General features: G+C 66.7%; 13 protein-coding genes and 1 pseudogene. 1 reads left to right on the plus strand and 13 read right to left on the minus strand.

Annotated features, from left to right (window positions below; translation table 11 throughout):
* A pseudogene (locus ACXJKJ_RS27630) lies at window positions 1-251 on the minus strand (dockerin); the annotation flags it as partial.
* A gap of 80 nt (window positions 252-331) precedes the next feature.
* Between ACXJKJ_RS27630 and ACXJKJ_RS27635 the strand changes: the two are divergent.
* The gene (locus ACXJKJ_RS27635) at window positions 332-475 is read left to right on the plus strand and encodes a hypothetical protein (RefSeq protein ID WP_457394115.1); all 144 of its coding nucleotides are present in this window, start codon (window positions 332-334) and stop codon (window positions 473-475) included.
* A 199-nt stretch (window positions 476-674) separates the two neighbouring features.
* Here the strand turns inward: ACXJKJ_RS27635 and ACXJKJ_RS27640 are convergent, their stop codons facing one another.
* The 12 genes from ACXJKJ_RS27640 to ACXJKJ_RS27695 form a co-directional block, all read right to left on the minus strand.
* Window positions 675-2,237 carry an alpha-L-fucosidase gene (locus tag ACXJKJ_RS27640; RefSeq protein WP_056194762.1) on the minus strand — a complete coding sequence of 521 codons (1,563 nt, stop codon included), beginning with the start codon at window positions 2,235-2,237 and terminating at the stop codon, window positions 675-677.
* A 196-nt stretch (window positions 2,238-2,433) separates the two neighbouring features.
* Window positions 2,434-3,531 (minus strand): non-reducing end alpha-L-arabinofuranosidase family hydrolase, encoded by a 1,098-nt coding sequence (locus tag ACXJKJ_RS27645; protein ID WP_200960109.1) that lies wholly within the window; start codon window positions 3,529-3,531, stop codon window positions 2,434-2,436.
* A gap of 53 nt (window positions 3,532-3,584) precedes the next feature.
* A complete protein-coding gene (locus tag ACXJKJ_RS27650) occupies window positions 3,585-5,495 on the minus strand; it encodes a glycoside hydrolase family 97 protein (protein WP_457323389.1) in 1,911 nt (636 codons plus the stop codon).
* A gap of 33 nt (window positions 5,496-5,528) precedes the next feature.
* A complete protein-coding gene (locus ACXJKJ_RS27655) occupies window positions 5,529-8,264 on the minus strand; it encodes a TIM-barrel domain-containing protein (protein ID WP_457394120.1) in 2,736 nt (911 codons plus the stop codon).
* A 65-nt stretch (window positions 8,265-8,329) separates the two neighbouring features.
* Window positions 8,330-9,919 carry a rhamnogalacturonidase gene (locus ACXJKJ_RS27660; protein WP_057297357.1) on the minus strand — a complete coding sequence of 530 codons (1,590 nt, stop codon included), beginning with the start codon at window positions 9,917-9,919 and terminating at the stop codon, window positions 8,330-8,332.
* On the minus strand, window positions 9,916-11,553 hold the full coding sequence (locus ACXJKJ_RS27665; RefSeq protein ID WP_457394123.1) for an alpha-L-fucosidase: 1,638 nt from the start codon (window positions 11,551-11,553) through the stop codon (window positions 9,916-9,918). Before ACXJKJ_RS27665 ends, ACXJKJ_RS27660 begins: the two co-directional genes overlap by 4 nt.
* A 29-nt stretch (window positions 11,554-11,582) precedes the next feature.
* Entirely contained in the window at window positions 11,583-13,223 is a 1,641-nt protein-coding gene (locus ACXJKJ_RS27670) for an alpha-L-fucosidase (protein WP_457394125.1), read from the minus strand.
* A 5-nt stretch (window positions 13,224-13,228) separates the two neighbouring features.
* Entirely contained in the window at window positions 13,229-15,421 is a 2,193-nt protein-coding gene (locus tag ACXJKJ_RS27675; protein ID WP_457356598.1) for an exo-alpha-sialidase, read from the minus strand.
* A 116-nt stretch (window positions 15,422-15,537) separates the two neighbouring features.
* The gene (locus tag ACXJKJ_RS27680; protein WP_057297361.1) at window positions 15,538-16,716 is read right to left on the minus strand and encodes a glycoside hydrolase family 5 protein; all 1,179 of its coding nucleotides are present in this window, start codon (window positions 16,714-16,716) and stop codon (window positions 15,538-15,540) included.
* A 125-nt stretch (window positions 16,717-16,841) separates the two neighbouring features.
* Window positions 16,842-18,500, minus strand: a complete 1,659-nt coding sequence (locus tag ACXJKJ_RS27685; RefSeq protein WP_457356597.1) for a cellulase family glycosylhydrolase — start codon at window positions 18,498-18,500, stop codon at window positions 16,842-16,844.
* Between the two features lie 164 nt (window positions 18,501-18,664).
* A complete protein-coding gene (locus ACXJKJ_RS27690) occupies window positions 18,665-21,163 on the minus strand; it encodes a dockerin (RefSeq protein ID WP_082532515.1) in 2,499 nt (832 codons plus the stop codon).
* Between the two features lie 109 nt (window positions 21,164-21,272).
* Window positions 21,273-22,281: WD40/YVTN/BNR-like repeat-containing protein (locus ACXJKJ_RS27695; RefSeq protein WP_457394128.1), on the minus strand; the 1,009-nt coding region annotated here is incomplete at its 5' end.

Consider the following 22,281-nt stretch of genomic DNA (forward strand, 5'->3'; position numbering starts at 1 on the left):
CCACCGGACGTGTACATGCCGGCGCCCATGTAGACGCGCTGATCGTTGTTCGGATCGACGGCGATGCTCTCGACGCCGTGGAAACTGGCCTCGCCGCCACCGAAGCCCAGGCCGTCGGTGATGGGCACCCAGGACGACGTGGGCTGGTTCCAGCGGTAGGCGCCACCGATGTCGGTGCGCGCGTACAGCAGGTTGGCGGTGGTCGGGTGGAAGACCAGGCCCGTGACGTAGCCGCCGCCGCCCCACTTCACGCTCGTCCAGGTGGTGCCCTCGGCCGGAGCCGGAGCCGGAGCCGGAGCCGGAGCCGGAGCCGGAGCCGGAGCCGGAGCAGGTGCCGGAGCCGGAGCCGGAGCCGGTGCCGGTGCAGGTGCAGGTGCAGGTGCAGGTGCAGGTGCAGGTGCAGGAGCAGGAGCGGGTGCGGGTGCGTCGCCACCGCCGCCGCCGCCGCCACAGCCGGCCACCAGGGTCGCGGTGACGATGGAGAGAACGGTGAGTGGTTTGCTGTACTTCTTCATGATGGGAAACGAGGTTGGGTTCGTTGAGGGCTTGACATGGCGGCGCTGATCACAGGTTGCGCATTACTGGCTTTCACGACACTTCTCTGATCGATGGCCGCAGACAGCGCGATCACGCGACCACACCGCCGCTCATCCGACCCGGCGCCATTGGCGCCTTCAGCCGCGGGCAATGCGCAACGCGCTGGCGTGGCGGCTGGGCATGCGCTCGGGCACGTCGACCTCCAGCGCCTGGGCGGTCTGGCGGAATTTCAGCGGCCCGCCCCCCAGCAGTTCGACCCGGCGCACCGGGCGCGGATCGTGGGCGTTGCCTTGGCGCAGCGAGGCGATCTTCAGCGTGCCCTTGGGTTCGCCCAGCGTCAGCGCGTACAGCGCATCGCCCCGGGTCGTGAAGCGGATGTCCTGCGCCGTGTAGTCCACGTTCTCCTTGAAGGCGCCGCTGGCGGCCTCGGTCGGGCCTTCGCCGTGGATCTTCCACGGCCGCGTGCCGTGGATGGCTTCGGCGTTGAGCTTCATCCAGGCGGCCATCTCGGTCATCAGCAGGTCTGATTCGGCCGTCAGCGTGCCGTCGGCGCGCTGCACCACGTTGAGCAGCATGTTGCCGTTCTTGCTGACGATGTCGCACAGCATCGTGATCACCTGCGCCGGCGTCTTGTAGCGGTCGTGCTCGGAGTGAAACCAGTCGCCGTTGGAGGTGCAGGTCTGCCATGGCAGCGGGTTGATGCCCGGGAGCACGCCACGCTCGACGTCCTGCACGCCCACCTCGGCGATGTACTCGCCCGACCCCAGCGACTTGTGGTTGTACACGGCCTGCATGTCGCCATGGCGGCGGACCGAGGTGTTGAACAGGTGGGCCACCATGGCGCGGCCCACATCGCCGAACGGGATGCCGCCGTCGGAGTACAGCAAGTCGGGTTGGTGGCTGTCGATGAGGTCGATGATGCGGCGGTACCAGATCTCGTGGAACTTCGGGTTGTTGGTGTACCAGTCGCCGCCGCGGTTCAGGTACGGCGTGTTGTGCGGCTCGTGGTAGAGGTCGAAGTTCTCGGGATTGGCGCCGTCATAGGCCACGCCCAGCTTGGGCCAGAACTGGTCGCACTGGTGGCTGGTCCACCACCAGTTGTGACTGGTCGCCAGGTGCTCGGAGACACCGAAGCGCAGCCCGCGCTTGCGCGCGGCGCGGCCCCATTCGCCGACCACGTCGCGCATCGGCCCCATCTGGGTGGCGTTCCAGCGGTGGTGCTTGGAATTCCACAAGTCGAAGTTGTCGTGGTGCACGCCCATCGAGACGAAGTACTTCGCACCCGCCGCCGCGTAGCGGTCCATCAGCGCTTCGGGCTCGAAGCGCTCGGCCTTCCACAGCTTGATGATGTCCTTGTAGCCGAACTCCGACGGGTGGCCGTAGGTCTTCACGTGGTGGTCGTAGTGCGGGTGGCCGGGCACGTACATGAATCGGGCATACCAGTCGCCGCGGCTGGGCACGGCTTGCGGCCCCCAGTGGGACCAGATGCCCAGCTTGGCCTCGCGGAACCACGCAGGGACCGCCGACTTGCGCAGCGACTCGGCAGCGGCCGTGAACGGGCCGGACGCCAGCGGCGGCGGCTTGTATGGGGCGGGCGCCACTGGCGCGCAGTCTTGCGCCTGTGCAATGCGGGCGGCGCCCAGGCCGGCGGCGGCCAGCAGTGGCGTGGTCAGGAAGCTGCGTTTACTCAGGCTTGACATGGGGTTCTCTCTCACTTGGCGTTGTCGACGATGGCCTTGACCAGGTCGGGGAACATTGCGCACCGGTCGTACCAGTACGGCGTTCCATTGGCGGCCGTGGTATCGATATAGCTGGTCGCGTTGGCCGCCGGGGACGCAGCTCAGTGCGTGGGCCTGCCAGCCCGACAGGGACGAGTTGCCGCGGCAGGGCAGGCAGTCATTTCTTGCACAGCTCGCTGATGGCGTTCGGGGCGGTGGCGGTGATCACGCCCAGCCGATAGGGCAGCTCGATGTAGTCGTAGTTCTTGCCCTTTTCCATGTCCAGGCCCTGGAAGAGGAACTTCAGCGGCTGGCAGGGGTCGATGCTCAGAGTCTGGTCGATGCCGTCGCGAATCATTTCGCCGTGGGATACGCCTTCGGACCAGATCCGGCCGTTGAACTTGACGTTGTCTGCGCCAGCGAACCTGTTCATCGGGGCGCCGGGAATGGGTTGCCAGGCGCCATCCAGGCGATCCGCCGTCCAGGCGCGGAAATACCGGCCCTTGGGCCCCATCGCCTCGATCAGCGTCAGGTACTTGTTGGTGCCGGTGATCTTGTAGGTGTTGCTGGCCTCGAACATGTCATCGCGTTTTTCCGCCATGACGACGACGGGTTCGGCGAAGCCCTGAGGGAAGCGGTCGATCGTCGTCTCGCCGCGGTAGAAGCTGCCGTTGTCGCCTGTGAAGAAGAGATGGCACTTCTTGTCGTCGCAGATGTTCCAGAAGTCCAGCCAGACCGCATGGCCCTCGGCGTTCTTGACGCTGGCCGGGATGGCCGAATAGAAGGGCTTGGGCGCCGTCCACGAGTGGGGGTCGGCGATGTTGGGGGTGGTCGAATAGAGCGGGTCACCGCCCTGGAAGATCAAATACCAGAGCTTCTGCGGCGCGAAGTAGAAGACCTGGGGTGCCGCGCGATAGCCCGGCCCGATGGGCGATTTCTCGAGCATGAACTGCGGGGCCTTCGGCGCCTCATCCCAGTTCGCGAAGCTCGTGTAGGCCATGCCCCAGCCGTTCTTGCCCGCAGTGGTCATGAAGACGTGATAGCGGCCGTCGTGGAACACGATGGTCGGGTCCTTGACGCCGAAGATGTCCGCCCGGTCGGCCGGCGGCTTGATCAGCGCCTCGCTGGATTTCCATTCAAAGGCGATGGCCTGGGCCGGCGTCCCGCCGACGACGACGGGCTTCGCGTCGGCGGCTGCGCTGCTGCCACCACAGCCGGCCAAGAGGCCCGCCGCGAGCATCGAAGAGACGAGAAGTTGTTTAGTGCACTTGTTCATGAGGGAAAACGGGTTGTGGTTGATGGATGGAATGACAGGCGTGAGCGCGCTGCTCACGGCGTCGGTAGCGGCTCCAGCACCACGGCGGCGCCACCCGCGGCGGCCAGCGACAGGCTCAGCACGTCCTTGCGGGTCACCTTGCGTTCCGTGCGGCGCACTTCGCGCACGACCTCGCCGTCCTGCCAGATCGTGGCGCGCCAGTTGCCGGGCGGCAGGAAGCCGAGCGACACCTTCTCGGTGCGGGCCTCGTCGCCCGTCATCGCGCCGATGTACCAGTTCTTGCCTTGGCGGCGCGCCAGCACGATGTCCTGCCCCGGCTCGCCGGCGATGAAGTGGGTTTCGTCCCAGGCCGTCGGCACGCGCTTGATGAAGTCGAAGCCGGGCTCGCCGCGGTAATTCGTGGGGTCGTCCGACACCATCTGCAGCGGGCTGTCGTAGACGACGTACATCGCCAGCGCCTGGCCGCGCGTGTTCTGCACCAGTGGCATCACTGCACGCACCTCGAAGGTGGCCGGTGTCGCGTTGCGGAAGCCTCCGGGTGTGTAGTCCATCGGGCCGACCAGCATGCGCGTGTACGGCAAGGTCACGTTGTGGCTGGGGGTGGTGCGCGTGGTCATCTTGCTCCACTCGGCACCGAGCACGCCCTCCTGCGTGATGTAGTTGGGATAGGTGCGCTGCAGGCCGGCGGGCACATAGGCGCCGTGCAGGTCCAGCAGCAGCTTGCGCTTGGCGGTGGCGGCGGCAATGCGCTCGTAGAAGTCCACCACCTGCTGGTCGTCACGGTTCATGAAGTCGACCTTGACGCCCTTGATGCCCCAGCGGACGTAGGTGTCCAGCACCTCGTCCATGCGTGCGTCCACATGCGCCCAATGCGCCCACAGCATCAGGCCCACGCCCTTGGCTGCGGCGTAGCGCGCGAGTTCGGGCATGTCGATGCCCTTGGCCGGTCGCGTGATGTCGGTCTCCGGGCTGGCATCGCAGCAGCCGCTCGGGCCGGAGGCCCAGTTCGCGTCGATGAGGTAGTAGGGGAAACCGGACTCGGCGGCGAAGTCGATGAAGCGCTTGTAGGCGCCCATGTCGGGCTTCATGCCCACCAGTGGGCCGGACCACCAATCCCATGCCGCCTTGCCGGGCTTGACCCAGCTGAAGTCACCTTGCGGCGCCGGATTGAGGTTGCCGACGAGGTGCGACTCGATCAGCTTGCCGGCCTGGTCGGCCAGCATGACGGCACGCCAGGCGGTCGTCAGCCCGGCCGGCGAGACGAAGGCCGGGCCGGCGCGTCCCGGCACGCCGGACAGTTGGAGGCGCAGCGCCTCACCCTCGCGCCGCAGCGAGGCACCGGTGTAGCCCTTCAGGTTGGCCTGCGTGATGGCGTAGTGGGTGCGGCCCGACGGCGTGGCGCAGACTACCGGCACGTCGTAGGCGGCGTCGGCCTTGAATTGCGAGACCTTCAGGCGCTCGAACGCCTGCTCGTGCGAACCGTCGGTGGGCGTAACCAGGCAGGTCGGGTCGCCCGCCGGCACGAAGGCCGTGCGCTCGCCGCGCAGCTTCACCGGTCCGGTGTCTTCCAGGCGGTAGCGGAAGGCAACGCCGTCGTCGTAGGCGCGTGCATCGATGAAGAGGCGGCGGCCGGAGCCTGCCTCGCGGAAGGTGAGCGTGGCGCCGCGGTAGTGGTCGCGGGCCGTGGCCGCCTTCGTAGCGACGAGAGGAATGACGCGGTCCTCCGCGACGTCCTGGCGCGACTCCAGCGTCAACGCGCCGAGGGCTTGGCCGTCCAGATCAAGCCCCAGCGGTGAGGGAGCGATGACGGCTTCGCCATGGCGGCTGACGCTGAACTGGCCGCCGTTGTCGGCGATGCGCAGCGCGACGTGGCCATCGGGCGAGGTGATGACGGCGTCGGCCGCGTAGGCGCCCGATGCGGCCAGGGCGAGCGCGGCGATGGCGAGGTGGGTGGTGGTCTTCATGGATGTGTGAGCAGAGTTGGGGCTGGAGAGCGGTTAGCCCAGGCGTATTTCGACGGCGTGCCCGGTGTAGACCACCTCGCGCAGCGGGTTGGATTGCAGCGTCGGCACGCCGTCGCCGAGGCGGTGGATGCGCAAGCGCTTGGTCGTGCGCATGCCCGCGAAGCGCCCGTTGCGCGCCGCCAGGCGCAGCACGCCGCGCTTGTCGTCCCAGGTCATGCGGATCACGCTGAACCCGCCCTTCTCGTAGGCATAGTCCAGGCCGCTGTCCTCGTAGAGGTCGAAAGCGCCGTTGGCGCCAGGCACGACGTAGAGGTCGAGCACCTCACCGGTGGCCTCGGCGGTGGACTGCAGCACCGGCCCGAGCGGCAGGATGCTGCCCGCGCGCAGGTGCAGCGGCATGCGCTCCAGCGGCGACGCCACGTCATGCGTGCGGCCGCCCGCGCGCCGTTCTCCCGTCCAGAAATCGACCCAGCCGCCCGCAGACTGCGGCAGGTACACGGGCCAGCTCGACACGTCAGGCGCCAGCACTGGCGCCACGTGCAGGGCGCGGCCGAACATGTAGCTGTGCGCCTGGTCCAGGGCCTGCTGGTCCTGCGGGAAATCGAACACGAGCGGCCGCATGATCGGTGCGCCCTTTGCATGCACCTCGTGGGCCAGGCTGTAGAGGTAGGGCAGCAGCTGATAGCGCAGCTCCAGGTACTGGCGTGCAACCGCCTCCACCTTGTCGCCATAGCGCCAGAACTCGGTGTTGGTCATGTAGCCATGTACGCGCTGCAGCGGCAGGAAGGTCGCGTACTGGAACCAGCGGATCAGGCGCTCGTGGTACGCCTTGTCGGTGTACTGGCCGTCGCCCGGACGGAAGAATCCACCGGCGTCGACCGTCCAGTAGGCATAGCCGGCGGCGGCCATGTTGAGGCCCGCGGGGATCTGCCGCTTGAGCGTGTCCCAGTCGTTGCCGATGTCGCCCGACCAGGTGGCTGCCGCATGCCGTTGCTGCCCGGGGAAGGCCGAGCGCGTCATGATCATCACGCGCCGGTCAGGTGCCGCCTGGCGCTGGCCTTCGTAAACGGTACGCGTGACGTACCACGGGTAGGCCAGGCGCACGCGCTCACCACGGCCTGCGGCCGTACGCCGGCCCACCAGGTCGTCGTTCTCGGGCTCCGTCGCGTCCTGCCACCAGGCGTCGATGCCGAGCTTGAGCAGGCGTTCGCGCTGGTTGTTCCAGTAGAAGGCGGCGGCCTTCGGGTCGAAGAAGTCGACCCAGTCGGTCTGGTCGATGTAATGGCCGGCGGCTGCGGTGCTGCGGCCGAGCTCGGTGTCGCGCCCGATCTTGGCCCACACCGACAGCATGAGCCGCCCGTTCAAGCCGTGCACCTCGCGCACCAGCGCGGCGGGATCGGGGTAGTGGGCCTCGTCGAAACGCATCGCGTTCCAGCCGTGACGGCCCCAGTACTGCCAGTCCTGCACCATCACGTCGACGGGCAGCTTGCGGCGGCGGAATTCGCGCAACGTGTCGACGATCTCCTGCGACGAATGGAAGCGTTCGCGGCAGTGGATGTAGCCATAGGCCCAGCGCGGCATCATCGGCGTGGCCCCGGAGATCTCGCGATAGCCCTCGAACACCTCGTCCGCGCTGGGGCCGGCGATGACGACGTAGTCGATGGCATCGGCCACCGGTGAGCGCCACGCCGTGCTGGCGCGCACGGCGCCAAAGCGCAGAGAGGGAGAGTCGTCCTTGTCGGCGTGGATGCGCACCTGGTGTTCGCCTGCCGGCAACTCGACGACAAAGCCGACCGTCGGCGGCAGCCAGTGGTTCACGATCTCGACGCAGGACTTGCCGTCGATCTCCACCGAGTGGCGCGAACCCATTGCGCGGCCAACGTCGAGGAGGAAGGCGAAACGGCCGGCCGTTTCCGTTCGGAACGTGCCTTCAAAGCGCGTCAGGTTGCGCACGACCTGCGCATTGCCCGTGGTGGTCGTCACATCCACGACTTCGGCCTTGCTTTCGGCGTTGACACGGCTCAGCGCCACGAGCTGCTCGGGCGTGTTCAGCTCGGCCATGCCGTTGTTGTGCCAGAGCAGGCCGTAGCCGCGGCTGGACAGCATGAAAGGCAGGCTGATCTGCGTGTTCACCTGCGTCAGGCGGCGCGGGTGGCCGCGCAGGTCCATGGCGCCGTCCTGGAAGCAGCCGGTGCCGTAGAGCCGTTCGTCGGCGGGTGACTCGAACACCTGCTCGGCGATGAACACAGGCTCGTCGCCCAGCCGCGACGGCGTCAGCCGCCGGGTGCCGGGCGCTTCAGCGAGCAGCAAGGCGCCGTTACGGTCGAAGAAGCGCAGCGCCCCGGTGCCGTTGTCCACCTCGCAGCGGATGGCCGGCAGTTCCAGGCGGGTCGCATCAGCGCCCGGCGTCTGCTTCATCAGGAGCTTGGCACGGCCGGGCAGCAGCGCGAGGCTTGGTGGTGGCGCCGGCGTTGAGGCTTGCGTTGAGGCCTGCGAAGGAAGGAAGCGCACTCGCAGCGCCCGGTCGCAGAGCGCGCTGATCCGCAGCGTGCCCTGGGGCGTCGTCAGCACCCATTCCGGGGCTGGCGACGGGTGCGCGCGGCGGGCCTCGGCGTTCCCCGGCGCCAGGTTGCCGGCGGCGGCGTTCGCCACGCCGGACAAGGAGGCCGTCGCGGCCGTTGCCGCCGCAGCGCCCAGTGGGGTGGCGGCAGCAGCGAGGGCGGCCCGCAACGCCTCGCGCCGGGAGAGGGTGTGCTTGGTGTATTTCATGTCATCGCTCTGGTTTTGATGGGCAAGACGGTGGGGTAGGGCGCGTTGAACATGGTCTTGCATGTCTACAAGGTCAGCGCATCCACACGCTCCGGGATCTCGCGGTCCGGCATGCCGCGCACGTCCCTGGCCGAGAAATCGCTGACGCCGCGCAGCACGAACAGCGCCGCCCCGCCGTGCCCGCGCCGCAGATTGACGGCATGGAAGCTGGCATCGCTGACATCGTCCAGCACGACCGCGGTTCGCCCCTCCGGCTTCACGTAGCCGACCTTGACGTGATGAGCCTCGATGGCCTTCACATGGCGCATGTAAAACGCATACGCCGGCGCCTTGCCGAACATGCCGGGCTCCGGATATCCGTTTGCGTTTTCGGGCGGAACCACCTTGCTCCAGGCCGCATCGCCGCCGCCTTGCGTTTCTATCTGCACATTGCTGATGCGAATATCCTCGATCAGGTGCCCTTCCAGCCCGGCAATGGTGCTTGCGTGATTGACGTGCGCACCGGACACCACAACATTGCTGATATTGATGCGCTTGATCGTGCCCACCGGCGGCTTGTTCGGTCCGCGCAGGCGCGCGCCCAAGCGTATGAAGATCGGATCGTTCACCACGTTGCGCATGGTGATGTTGGAGATCGTCAGGTCCTCGATGTGCGAACCGTCCACGCTCTCGATCGCCAGGCCCCGGCACTCGTCGAAAATGCAGTTCGTGATGGTGATGTTCTTGAAGTCGCCATTCGATTCGGTGCCCATCTTGATGCGGCCGTATCGCCCCGACCGGTATTCCGGTGCACTGCGCTTGAAGGTGCCATCAATCAGGCTGCCCTCGTCGAAATTCCCCGACACCAGGCAGTCGGATATCGTGATGTTCTCGCAGTGCTGGATGCGCCCCAGGCCGTAGCTGGCCTTGAGGCAGATCGCATCGTCCCAGGGCGTGTTCAGGCTGCAATTCGTGACGCGCACGTTGCTGCAGGCGTCGATATCCATGCCGTCGCGGTTGGTGTCGATGATCAAGTGATCGATCAGCAGATTGCTGCAGCCGGTCGCCAATATGCCGAAGTGGCCGCCATGCAGGATCGAGAAATCACGCAAGGTCACGTTGCGGCACTCGCGCAGCGCAATCGCCTTGTCGGCTTCGCCGGGCTGATCCGGTTTGTCGGTGTAGTAGCCCGTGTACTTGTCGTGGCCGCTGATCAAGCCTTTGCCGTGAATCAAGCCGCCGCCGACGATGGCCACGTTATTCAGGCCAATGCCCCAGATCAGGCTGTTTTGCCAGTGGCTGTGGCCGTAGTCCTGATAGTTGCCACCGGCCTCGTTCGGCTCGGGCAGGTCGTAGCGCGCCACGCTCGCGTCAACCGCTTCGATCACCGCGCCCGCTTCCAGGTAGAGCGTGATATTGCTCTTGAGCCTTATCGACGCGGACAGGTAGCGCCCCGGCGGGAAATAGACAGTACCGCCGCCCGCTGTCGCTGCGGCAGCAATGGCCGCATTGATCGCTGGCGAGTCGAGCGTGCGGCCATCGCCCTTGGCGCCGAAGCGCTTGACGTCGAACAGCGAGCTCGTGGGTATGGGCGGCGCCGCCAGCGAGCAAGCCGGCAGCGCGGCAACGAGCGCAATCGCCCGTGCCAGGAAATGTCTGCGGATAGGTAGCGTCATGCGAGTCCTCCGCCCGAAATCTTCAACGCCACGGCCGGCGAACCAGCCAGGCCTTCAGGCAGCCGCACCTCCAGCCCTTGCGGCGTGCGCTTGAACGGCAGGCTGTCGGTGGAGCCCACGGCTTCGACGCGCTCGATCGCGCCGGGAGCAAGCGCCGAGTCTTGCGCCAGCGCGGCGATGCGCATGACGCCGTCCGTCGGCCACGCCAGCCCGATGGCGTAGAGCGCGCCGGCCTTCGTCGTGAAACGGATGTCCTGGGTGGTGAAGCCCTTGAGTTGGCCTTCGCTGAACATCCCACCACCGACCTTCGTCGGCCCTTCGCCGAAGGTGCGCCACGGCCGCGTGCCATGGATGGCCTCGCCGTTGCGGTCCATCCAGGCGGCGATGTCTTCCAGGACCTTGCGCTCGTCGGCATCGATGGTGCCGTCGCCGCGCAGCGGGATGGACAGCAGCAGGTTGCCGTTCTTGGAGACGATGTCCGCCAGGCGGTGGATGACGCTGGCGGCCGACTTGTAGCCGTGAGCGTCGAAGATGCCGCGGTTGTAGTGCCAGTCGCCGATGCAGGTGCAGGTCTGCCAGGGCAGCGGCTCGATGCCGGCGCGCTGGCCGCGCTCGAGGTCCTCCACCACGCCGCCACGCATTACGGGTGAGAGCTCCTTGGCGTTGATGACTGCCTCTACCTTGCCGTGCCAGGCCATGCTGGCGTTGTAGTAGTGCGCCGCGATGTCCAGGCCGGCCTGGCCGAGCGGCAGGTGAGCGTTGTCGAAGTAGACGAGGTCGGGCTTGTAGCTGTCGATCAGGTCGCGGCAGCGCAGGAACCACTGGCGAATGAACGCCGGGTTGTTCGGTGGCTCCACGTCTTTCCAGGTGTAGTAACTGCGCTTATGCCATTCGGTGACGGCGGCCACGGTGCTGATGCCGTCGGGCATCACTCTGTTGGGCCCCGTGTAGAGGTCCTGCGGGTCCAGGCCTTCCCACCATGTGCCCTTGCCGTCGGCCTGGGTCAGGTTGAAGGCGTCGTAGCGCTGGCCGGCCAGCGGGCCTTCGGGGTCGTAGCCATAGGCAGGCGCCAACCAGTGCCAGGCACGCGACGAGTGGTTGCTGACGCCGAACCGCAGCCCCTTGGCGCGGGCCAGCTTGGCCCAGGTGCCGACGATGTCCTTCTTGGGACCGACGCGCACCGAGTTCCAGGGGTGGAACTTGGAGTCGTAGGCGTCGAAGTTGTCGTGGTGGTTGGCGAGCGAGACGAAGTACTTCGCACCCGCCTTCACGTACAGGTCCATCAGCGCTTCGGGGTTCCAGTTCTCCCCCTTCCAGCGGTTCTGCATCTCCATGAAGCCGACCTTCGTCGGGTGGCCGTAGGTCTTGACGTGGTGGTCGTATTGCCAGTTGCCCTGCATGTACATATTGCGGGCATACCAGTCGCCCCTCTCGGGCACGCATTGCGCGCTCCAATGCGCCCAGATGCCGAACTTGGCATCGCGGAACCAGTCGGGTGTGCGGTAGCCGTCGACGAGGGAATCCCAGGTCGGCTTGAACGGGGCGGGGGCGGCTTGCGCGGTGGGCAGCCCGGCGCCGCCCATCGTGGCAGCGGTGGCTTGCAGCAGCGAGCGGCGGGAAAGTTTCTGCGTCATGGCTCGCTGTTAGTGAAAAGGGCGGCCGCTCATGCGAGGCCAGTGCCGCGCACCTTCAGCGCGATCGCGGGCGTGCCGGCCAGCCCTTCGGGCAGCCGCACCTCCAGCCCTTGCGGGGTGCGCTTGAAGGGCAGGCTGTCGGTGGAGCCCACGGCCTCGACGCGCTCGATCACGCCGGGCGCCAGCGCCGCGTCCTGAGCCAGCGATGCGATGCGCATGACGCCGCTCTTGGGCCAGGCCAGCCCGATGGCATAGAGCGCCCCGGCCTTGGTGGTGAAGCGGATGTCCTGGTCGGTGAAGTCCTTGACCTGGTTTTCGCTGAACATGCCGCCGCCGATCTGCGTCGGCCCCTCGCCGAAGCTGCGCCACGGGCGCGTGCCATGGATAGCCTCGCCGTTGCGGCCCATCCATTCGGCGAGCCCGTCCAGGACCTTGCGCTCGTCGGTGTCGATGGTGCCGTCGCCGCGCAGCGGGATGGACAGCAGCAGGTTGCCGTTCTTGGAGACGATGTCCACCAGGCGGTGGATGACGCTGGCCGCCGACTTGTAGTGATGGCCCTCGAAGACACCGCGGTTGTAGTGCCAGTCGCCAATGCAGGTGTCGGTCTGCCAGGGCAGCGGCTCGATGCCGGCGCGCTGGCCGCGCTCGACGTCCTCGACAATGCCCGCTCGCCATTCATGCGGGATCTCCTTGGCGTTGAGGACGGCCTCCAACTTGCCGCCGTGCCAGGCCATGCTGGCGTTGTAGTAGTGCGCCGCGATGTCCAGGCCGGCCTGGCCGAGCGGCAGGCGGGAGTTGTCGAAATAGACGAGGTCGGGCCGGTAGCTGTCGATCAGGTCGCGGCAGCGCAGGAACCATTGGCGCGTGAACGCGGGGTTCTGTGCCGGCGGGTTCTCGTCCCAGACGCGGTCGTGCTTCTCATGCCAGTCGTGGGCGGCCTGCGTGGTCTTGATGCCGTCGGGCATCACCATGTTGCGGCCCGTGTAGAGGTCCTGCGGGTCCAGTCCCTCCCACCACTTGCCCTTGCCGTCGGCCTTGGTCAGGGTGAAGGCGTCGTAGCGCTGGCCGGCCAGCGGGCCTTCCGCGTCGTAGCCATAGGCCGGCTGCAACCAGTGCCAGGCATGCGCCGAGTGGTTGCTGACGCCGAAGCGCAGCCCCTTGGCGCGGGCGATCCTGGCCCAGGTGCCAACGATGTCCTTCTTGGGACCGACGCGCACCGAGTTCCAGGGGTGGTATTTGGAGTCGTAGGCGTCGAAGTTGTCGTGGTGATTGGCGAGCGAGACGAAGTATTTGGCGCCGGCCTTGGCGTACAGGTCCATCAGCGCTTCGGGATCCCAGTTCTCCGCCTTCCAGCGGTTGTTCATCTCCATGAAGCCGACCTTGGTCGGGTGACCGTAGGTCTTGACATGGTGTTCGTACTGCCCGCTGCCCTGGATGTACATGTGGCGGGCATACCAGTCGCCCGCCTCGGGCACGCACTGCGCGGTCCAGTGCGCCCAGATGCCGAACTTGGCATCGCGGAACCAGTCGGGCGTGCGGTAGCCGCCGACGAGGGAATCCCATGTGGGCTTGAAGGGAGAGGGCGCTGCGTGGGCGGCAGGCAGGCCGGCGGCGCCCATGACGGCGGCGGAGGATTGCAGCAATGCGCGGCGGGAAAATTTTTGATTCATGGTGCTCAGGGTTTGAGTGAGAGGGGAGCGTCGGCCGGCATGCCGTAGACGATGCCGCGGCCCACAGTGCTCATGTAGACCAGGCCTTCGACGTTCATGTCACCCATGACGAACTCGCCGTTGCCGGGGCCGCCGAACTGATGCGCGTCGTCGTTGATGCGCTGCCAGTTGGCGCCGGCATCGATGGAGCGGTACACCCCCAGCGGCTTGCCCCGGGGCGAGCCCCAGATGAAGACGGTAGGGAAGGGCGCGTTGGCCATGGCCTTGCCGAAGCCCACGGCGCCGCAGTGGGCGATGTTGGAGAAGGTCGTGAACGTTCGGCCGGAGTCGGTGGAGCGCGCCAGCCCGCCGGCCTTGAGCGCCACCCAGACATCACCTTCGCGCCCCGGCGCCACGCGCACCAGCGTTGAGCCGTTTGCGGCCAGTTGGGCCGTGGCGGCGAAGCTGGCGCCGCCGTCAGTGCTGACGCGCACGGTGCCGCGGTCGTAGGCGTAGAACTTGGCGGGGTTCACCGGGTCGCCCACCGGCCGCATCGGCGCGCCTTCCAGGCCGCGCACGGCGGTCCAGACGGGCTTGGCCTCGGTGAAGTTGGCGGCGCGGACAGTGCGGTTGCTGCCGTCTGCCTGGCGGAAGCTGTGCAGCAGCGCAGCGCCATCGGCCGACAGCGCCAGCGTGCCGTAGTCGCCCTGCATGCCGGCCACTTCGGTCCAGGTGGCAGCGGTGTCGGCGGAGCGGTACATCTTCTTGCCGCCCACGCGCACGACGACCGCCGTGTTGCTGCCCGCGACGGCGAGGCCGGTGGTCGAGCCCAGGCGGGGTTCGTGGATGGGCGCAAAGGCGTCCAGCTTCTGGTGGCGGAAGCCGTCGTAGTCGGCGATCACCGATAGCAGCGGGCCGCCCGGCACGCTGACGGCCACGTTGGGCACGGTTTCCTCCAGGCCCTTGACGGTGAAGGTCCACGTGGCCGGCGTGGCGTCGATGTCGGCCGTGCGGAACACACCGTTGCCGGAGGTGACCCAGACGGCGCGGGTGTCGAAGGGGTCGAATTCGATGGAGCCCGTCCAGTGGATGGCATAGGCCGAGATCCAGCTGACGCCGCTGGTGTCCATGGCGAAGCCTCGTTCCACCACGTCGGTCCAGTTGCTGCCACCGTCGTTGGTGACGTAGAAGCGGTCGCCAGCGTTCTTGCCACCTTGCGGCATCCAGGTGTTGATGGTCGAGATGACCAGCCGCTTCGCATTGCGCGGGTCGACCGACACGCCCGAGAACGCCCGGTTGATGCCCTTGGGTGTGACGTTGGTCCAGCCGCCGCTGGCGACCTTGTATTTCCAGACCTGGCCGGCCGTCAGCGGCTCCGGCGGGTCGAGCTTCTTCCAGTCGCCATGCGGGCCTGAGCCGTCGCCATAGGTGATGTAGAGATGGCCGTCCCCGGCGAGCGTCGCGCGCTGTGGGATGTAGGCCGACGGCGCCTCGGCCACCGGCTTGAAGCTGGCGCCGGCGTCGTCGCTGCGGTAGAGGTTGGGGCCGACCGAGCCGAAGCGCGACACGCCCACAAAGATCCGCTGCGCCACGCCGCCCGCCACGCTGGTCGGGTCCAGCAGCACGAAGCTGATGCCGGTCTCATTGGGCGTGGTGGTCACGGGCAAGGCGTCGACCCGCTTGAAGCTGGCGCCGGCGTCAAGGCTCTTGAACAGGCCGTTGGCGCGCGAGCCGACGTAGAGCACCTTGCCGTCACCCGGGTCGACCTGCATCTTTTCGCCGTTGCTGCGGCCCAGGCCGTTGCCGTTGGCGCGGAAGAGGTGGCTCACGTCGGTGATGCGGCTGAAGGTGGCGCCGCGGTCGGTGGAGCGCAGCACCGCAGTCTTGCCGCCGCTGAAGTAGGGCACCCCGGCCAGCAGGTAGAGGACCGCGCTGTCCTTGGGGTCGAGCGCCAGGGCGTCCACGCTGAGCAGGCCAACGTCGGCCTCGGACACGCCGTCGAGTAGCGAGGTCCAGTGTGCCTTGGCGGCGTCCCAGCGGTAGGCGCCGCCGACGTCGGTGCGGGCGTAGATGAGGCCGCGCTCGGTCTGGCTAGGCACGATGGCCGCGACATAGCCGCCACCGCCGATGGCCAGGCTGTCCCAGCGATAAGGCTGGGCCTGGGTCAATGGGGCCAGCAGCGTCAGCGTGGTGGCAAACAGCAGGCGCCAGAGGGTCATGGTGGGTATCAACTTCATTCGGTCAGCGCGGCGCGCGTTGCCTTGCGGCGGGAAAGCAGGCCGGTGCGCGCAAGGCACGACCCGGCCATCGGTGTCAGCGCCGGGGCGCCGTCGGATCACTTGGCGCTGTCGACGATGGCCTTGATCAGTTCAGGGAAGTACTGTGCGCCGGTCGAGCGGTTGAACAGGCCGAACTGGTGGTTGGCGTCGTAGCCGTTGTCCCACCACACCGGCACGACGCCGTGCTGGAAGGCCGACTTGGTCACGTACTTGGTCCAGTAGGTGCGGTAAGTGCCGGCCGGGTCGTACTCGGACTTCAGGATGGCGCCGTACTCGCCCATCAGCACCGGCATGCCGGCGTCGACGAAGCGGGACTTCATCTTCTGGAACTGTGCGTCGACGTACGCCTCGTTGGCCCAGGTCTCGGTCACGGCCGGGTTGGTCGCGATCGCACCCCACTGCCAGATCGTGCTCTTGTCGTTGAGCGCGAAGTTGAACGGGTCGTAGAAATGCACCTCCAGGAACATCCGGTTCGTCGCCAAGTCCGCCGGCTTGATGAAGCCGTTGTAGGTCGAGTCGATGTTGGTGTTGAAGCCCTGCACGACGAGATGGCGCTTGGCGTTGTTGCCGCCCGTGGCCCGCACCGCGTCGACAAAGACCTGGTTGAACCCGTTCTGGACGTTCTGGTACTCGGCCGTCGGTGGGCCGTAGTCGCCAGCCACCATCACCTCGTTGGTGCCGGCGAACAGCAGGTAGTCGTCGTGGTTCTTGAAGTTGTTGGCGATCTGCGTCCACAGCTTGGCCAGGCGCGCATTGGCACTGGCCTGGTAGGCGTAGGTTGGGATCAGCCAGCTGCCTTCGTGGTGGGTGTTCAGCACGACGTAGAGGCCGGCGTTGCGGGCGTAGCCGACCACCTCGGTGACACGCGCCATGAACGTCGGGCTGATGTTGCCGTTGGCGTCGGCGTACTGGTTCCAGCTCGCAGGGATGCGCACGGTCTTGAAGCCGGCCGCCTTCACCGCGTTGAGCAGTTGCTGGTTGATCAGCGGGTTGCCCCAGTTGGTCTCGCTGCCGCCGGCGTCCAGCGAGTTACCAAGGTTCCATGCGGGCGACATCTGCTGCGACAGCTGGACGCTCGTCAGGTCGCGCATGCCGCTGCTGTCCGTGGACGGGGGTGGGCTGGTCGTTCCGCCACCACCACCACTGCCGCCGCCACCGCCACCGCCACAGGCGACGATGCAGAAGGCCAGCACCAACGAGGCGAAGGCCGAAGGGGCGAGGCGAGGCGGTTTCATCTTGGTGTTACTGCTTGGTGCTGCGTGGCACAGCCCGCCCTGCTTGCGGCGGGGCAGGCTGCGTTGATGGAGCGAGGGGAGGCACGGCAGACGGTGCTCGGTGCCACCGTCCTGATGCCGCTACCTCACTTCGCGTTGTCGACGATGGCCTTGATCAGGTCCGGGAAGTACTGCGCGCCGGTGTAGCGGTTGAACAGCCCGAACTGGTGGTTGGCGTCATAGCCGTTGTCCCACCACACCGGCACGATGCCGTGCTGGAAGGCGGACTTGGTCACGTACTTGGTCCAGGCGGTGCGGTAGGTGCCGGCCGGGTCGTACTCGGACTTCAGGATCGCGCCATATTCACCCATCAGCACGGGCAAGCCGGCGTCGACGAAGCGGGACTTCATTTTCTGGAACTGGGCGTCGACGTAGGCCTCGTTGGCCCAGGTCTCGGTCACGGCCGGATTGGTCGCGGTCGCGCCCCACTGCCAGATGTTGCTGCTGCCGTCGAGGGCGAAGTGGTACGGATCGTAGTAGTGCACTTCCAGGAACATCCGGTTGGTCGCGGAGTCGTTGGGTTTGATGAAGCCGTTGTAGGTCGAGTCGATGTTGGTGTTGAAACCCTGCACGACGAGATGGCGCTTGGCGTTGTTGCCGCCCGTGGCCCGCACCGTGTCGACGAAGACCTGGTTGAACCCGTTCTGGACGGCCTGGTACTCGGCCGTCGGTGGGCCGTAGTCGCCGGACACCATCACCTCGTTGGTGCCGGCGAACAGCAGGTAGTCGTCATAGTTCTTGAAGTTGTTGGCGATCTGCGTCCACAGCTTGGCCAGGCGCGCGTTGGCGCTCGCCTGGTAGGCGTAGGTCGGGATCAGCCAGCTGCCTTCATGGTGCGTATTGAGCACGACGTAGAGGCCGACGTTGCGTGCGTAACCGACGACCTCGGTGACACGCGCCATGAAGGTTGGGCTGATGTTGCCGTTGGCGTCGGCGTACTGGTTCCAGCTGACGGGGATGCGCACGGTCTTGAAGCCGGCCGCCTTCACTGCGTTGAGCAATTGCTGGTTGATCAGCGGATTGCCCCAGTTGGTCTCGTTGGGTGAGGCGTCCAGCGAGTTGCCGATGTTCCAGGCGGGCGACATCTGCTGCGACAGCTGCACGCTCGTCAGGTCGCGCATGGAGCCGGGCACGGTGATCACAAAGGCCTGCGTGCTCTTGGCGCCGCAGCTGTTGGTGTAGGTGGCGGTGGCCGTGCAGCTGGCAGCAGGCGTGATGGTCTGCTCGCGTGCCGAGCCTGACGTGCCGCAGCCGCTCCAGCCCCACGAACCGCCGGTCACCGGCTGCGGGCCGAGGATGGCCGAGTTGCCTGCAGTGATCGAGGCTGAGGCCGTCTGCGTCCAGGACCCGTTGGCGCTGATGTAAGGCGTGATGGCCGTCGGCGTGCAGCTGCTGTTGCGCGTGGCAGTGGCCACGCCGGAGTTGTAGCTGCCGCCGTTGGTCGTGAACTTGACCCAGTACCAATAGGGCGTGCCGTTTGCGGCCGTGGAGTCGGTGTAGCTCCTGGCGCTACTGCCCGGCGCGGCGATGCGGCTGCGGCCGTTGGGATCGGCGTCGGTATCGCGGTAGACCTCCAGGCGCGAGACGTTGCCGCTGACGGTCCAGCCCAGCTGTACGTTGTCGGTCGTGCCAGTGGCCGTCAGGCAGACGGTGGTACCGCCGCCGCTGCCACAGCTTTGTGCCTGGGCCAATGGGGCCCCGCTGACCCCCAGGGCCAGCAGCAATGTGGATAACAAGGCTCTCATGGTTCTACCTTTCAAGGTTGAAAGTGCTCGGCCGGTTGTCTCCGCCGGATGCGAGCGTTATGGACGGTCGGCGCCAGGGCTTGGGCATAACCGTCGAACAAGGTGAAGGAGGTGGCGGCAGGCCCGGTGCCATGATTTGGACGCCAGCCTGCCGAGCTCTCGGTTCAATTGCTGTAGAGCACGCCGCGGCCCCCGCCGGCGGCGTAGATCCGGCCGTAGGTGTTCCAGTCACCCGCCAACCTGGTTATGCCGCCGAACTGATGGGCATCGTCGTTAAAGCGGGTCCAAGTGCTGCCTGCATTGTTGGAAGCCCACACACCCCACTGGCCGTTGATCACGCCCACCACGTAGACCGCGGCGGAATACGGCGCGCCAGGGGCTGCCTTGCCCAGAGTCAAGGCACTGGCACCGTTCACGTCGGGCCAAAAGTCGCTGCCGAAAACAGACGCGAAGTTGTTGAACTTGGTCCAGGTGGCGCCCGAGTCGACCGAGTGGTACACGGTATTGCCGTCAGCCACCCAGATGTCGCCCTCGACGTTCGGGTTGACCGCCATCCCGGTCAGGAAATACGGATTGCCCTTCATATTTGCCGACACCGAACCCTGGCTCAGCGTGAAGTTGTGGCCGCCATCCGTCGAGACGTAGAACTTGCCCGGACCAGCAAACACGGAGCCGCCCGAATCGTAGGCATAGACCTTGTTCGGATTCCTGCGATCCACCGCGAGCCGGTATGAGCGAGGGAAGCCGGACGTCTCCGGCAGCGCGGGGAGATTGGTCGCCGTCCAGCTGGCGCCATTGTTGGTGGTGTAGGACGGCACGGTATCGGGCGGCGCCCAGATCGCGTTGTTGCGTGAGGTGACAGCAATGTTCGACGATTCGTGCGTATTGGTCGCGGCGCCGGGAGGCAAGGTGGCAAAGCGTGTCCACGTGGTGCCGCCGTCGCCCGACCAGTACCCGAATCCTTTGTGATCCCCGTGCGTGACGCCGGTGAGGGCAATGTATTGCGGATCCGACCAGCTCATGTCGGCGGAATTGCCATTGCTCCAGCCGGTGTTGGGGCCTTTGGTCGGCGTCGTCGCGAGGTCTGTCTGGACCCAGGGGCCGATGTCGCCCGCGCTGCTGATGAACTTGTAGGTCGCGCCGGGTGGAGGGGTGATGAGCGCCAGCGTGGCAGTCTCTTCGAGATTGTTCAGCTTGGTGGTCCAGCTCGGTGTCGCCGACGAGGCGTTCATCGTCTCCCAGATGCCGGGACCGTCAAGGTGCAAGATGTGGTCGCGGTTGTTCGGATCGATCTCGATGTCGTCATTCCAGCCCCAGTACCCGGCGCTGTTCTGCTCGTGGGGCATCATGGACTCGATTTCGCGCCAGGTGCTGCCTGCGTTGTCGGACAACTGGGTGATCTTCTGGCCGGTGAAATCGCCCCAGGTAGCGCTCACGGCCAGCGCGATGCGGGTGGTCGGGCCGCTGCCGTAGACGGACACGCCGCCGTAGCCGCCCGTGGTAGTGCTGCTCAGCAAGGTCCAGGCGCCGCCATTGATACCGGTGTACTTGTAGAGGTAGCCGGGACCGTCGCCGCCCGGGCCTGCGTTCTTGTTGAACACCACGTAGTAATTGCCGTCGGCGGCGCGCGCGAAGTGCGGGATGTAGTACCCGGCGACGGCGGCCGGCACCGCGACCGGCGTCCATGAATAGCCGTTGTTGCTGGACCTGTAGAAGGTCGAGGTCAGGCCCGCTGCGGTGGCGTAGTCAGGAGCGATCGCGGCCCACATGTTCCAGGTCGGCTGGCCGCCGCCCACGTTCCCGTTGTCGAAGATGATCTGCTCGACGCCGACCATGGCGTTGGTCGTCGTGTAGGAAGACAGGCCCGTGACCTGCGCCCAGGTTTGGCCGGAGTTCGTGCTCTTCCACAGGCCGGCCTTGGTCGAACCGTAGAACATCGTCGACGGATTGGTCGGATCGAGCCTCAGGCGCTCGCCAATCGCCCGACCGGTATCGGCGCCGGCAAGAAACGGCAGCGTGACCCATGTCCAGCTGTCGCCGCGGTTGCTGGAAATGTACAAGCGAGCGTTCTTCTTGCTATCGCCCGCGACCATGTAGACCCGCTGGTCGTTGGTTGGATCGAGGGCGATGCTTTCGACGGTGTGGAAGGCTCCTTCTATCCCCCCCCCGAAACCCGGGCCGTCGGTGATCGGCACCCATTGCGAGGTGGCCTGGTTCCAGCGGTAGGCGCCGCCGACGTCCGTCCGGGCGTACAAGAGGTTCGGGGTCGTCGGGTGATAGATCAGGCCGTCGACATAGCCGCCGCCGCCCCACTTCACGCTGTTCCAGGTGCCCACTTTGATGGAGAACGCCTGCTGGGACTTGGCGCCACAGCTGTTGGTGTAGGTGGCGGTGGCCGTGCAGGCTGCGGCCGGTTGGATGGTCTGCTCGCGCGCTGCACCGGCGGTGCCGCAGCCGCTCCAACTCCACATGCCCCCGGATATCGGCTGCGGGCCGAGGATGGCCGAGGCACCGGTCTTGATGGTGGCCGATGCCGTTTGCGTCCACGTGCCATTGACGTTGATGTAGGGCGTGATGGCGGTCGGCGCGCAGGTTTGCGCCAGCGCCAGCGGGGCTGCGCTCGTGCCAAAGGCAAGCAGCAGCGCGTGTATCAAGGTTCTCATGTTCTACCTTTCAGTGAAGGTGCTCGGCCGGTTGTCTCCGCCGGTCACGAGCGTTATGCAGCGGCAGACCGGCGCCAAGAACTGGACACCGGCCTGCCGAGCCCTTGTTTCAGTTGCTGTAAAGCATTCCGCGGCCGGTGCCGCTGATGTAGATCCGGCCGTAGATGGCTTGGTCGGCCGCCATCACGCCGATGCCGCCGAACTGGTTCGCGTCGTCGTTGAAGCGCGTCCAGGTGGCGCCGCCGTCATCAGAGCGGTGCACGCCCCACACGCCGTTGATCACGCCCACGACGTAGACCGCGGCCGAGTACGGCGCGCCAGCCTTGGCCTTGCCCAGCGCGATGGCGCTTGCACCCTGCACCTGGGGCCAGGGGTTGCCGGTGAAGATCGACGCGAAGTTGCTGAGCTTGGCCCAGCTCGCACCCGAATCGGTCGAGTGGTACACCGCGTTGCCGTCGGTCAGCCAGAGGTCGCCCTCGACGTTGGGGTTGACCGCCAGCGAGGTGCTGCCGAAGTAGTTCGGCGCCAGCCCGGCGTTCACCGAGCCCTGGCTCAGCGTGAACGTGTGGCCGCCATCGGTCGACGTGTAGACCTTGCCCGGCGTGCCCCACCAGTGGCCACCGGAATCGTAGGCATAGACCTTGTTCGGGTTCTTGCGATCGGCAACCAGGTGGTAGGCGCGGGGGAAGACGCTGTTGATCGCGGGCAGATTGGTCGGCACCCAGGTGGCACCGTTGTCCGTGGTGTAGGACGGCACCGAGTAGCCGGGTGCCCAGACTGCCTTGTTGCGCCCGGTGATGGCGATGCTCGCTTCCCCGCCCGTGTTTTGCGCCGCGCCCGGTGCGTAGGTGGCGAACTTCGCCCAGGTCTTGCCGCCGTCGCCGGACCACATGCCGTAGGCGGTGTTGTTGCCCAGCACGACGCCGATGGTGGCCATGTACTGCGGGTCCGACCACGCCATGTCGGCGGCGAAGCTGTTGCTCCAGTCGGTGGCCGGCGTCAGCGTCGGCTTGGTCGTGAGGTTGGTGTGCACCCAGGCGCCGACGTCGCCCGAACTGTTGATGACGGTGTAGGTGGCGCCGGCCGGCGGCGTGGCCAGGCCCAGCACGGCCGTCTCC

It is taken from the genome of Roseateles sp. P5_E1, from assembly GCF_054049335.1.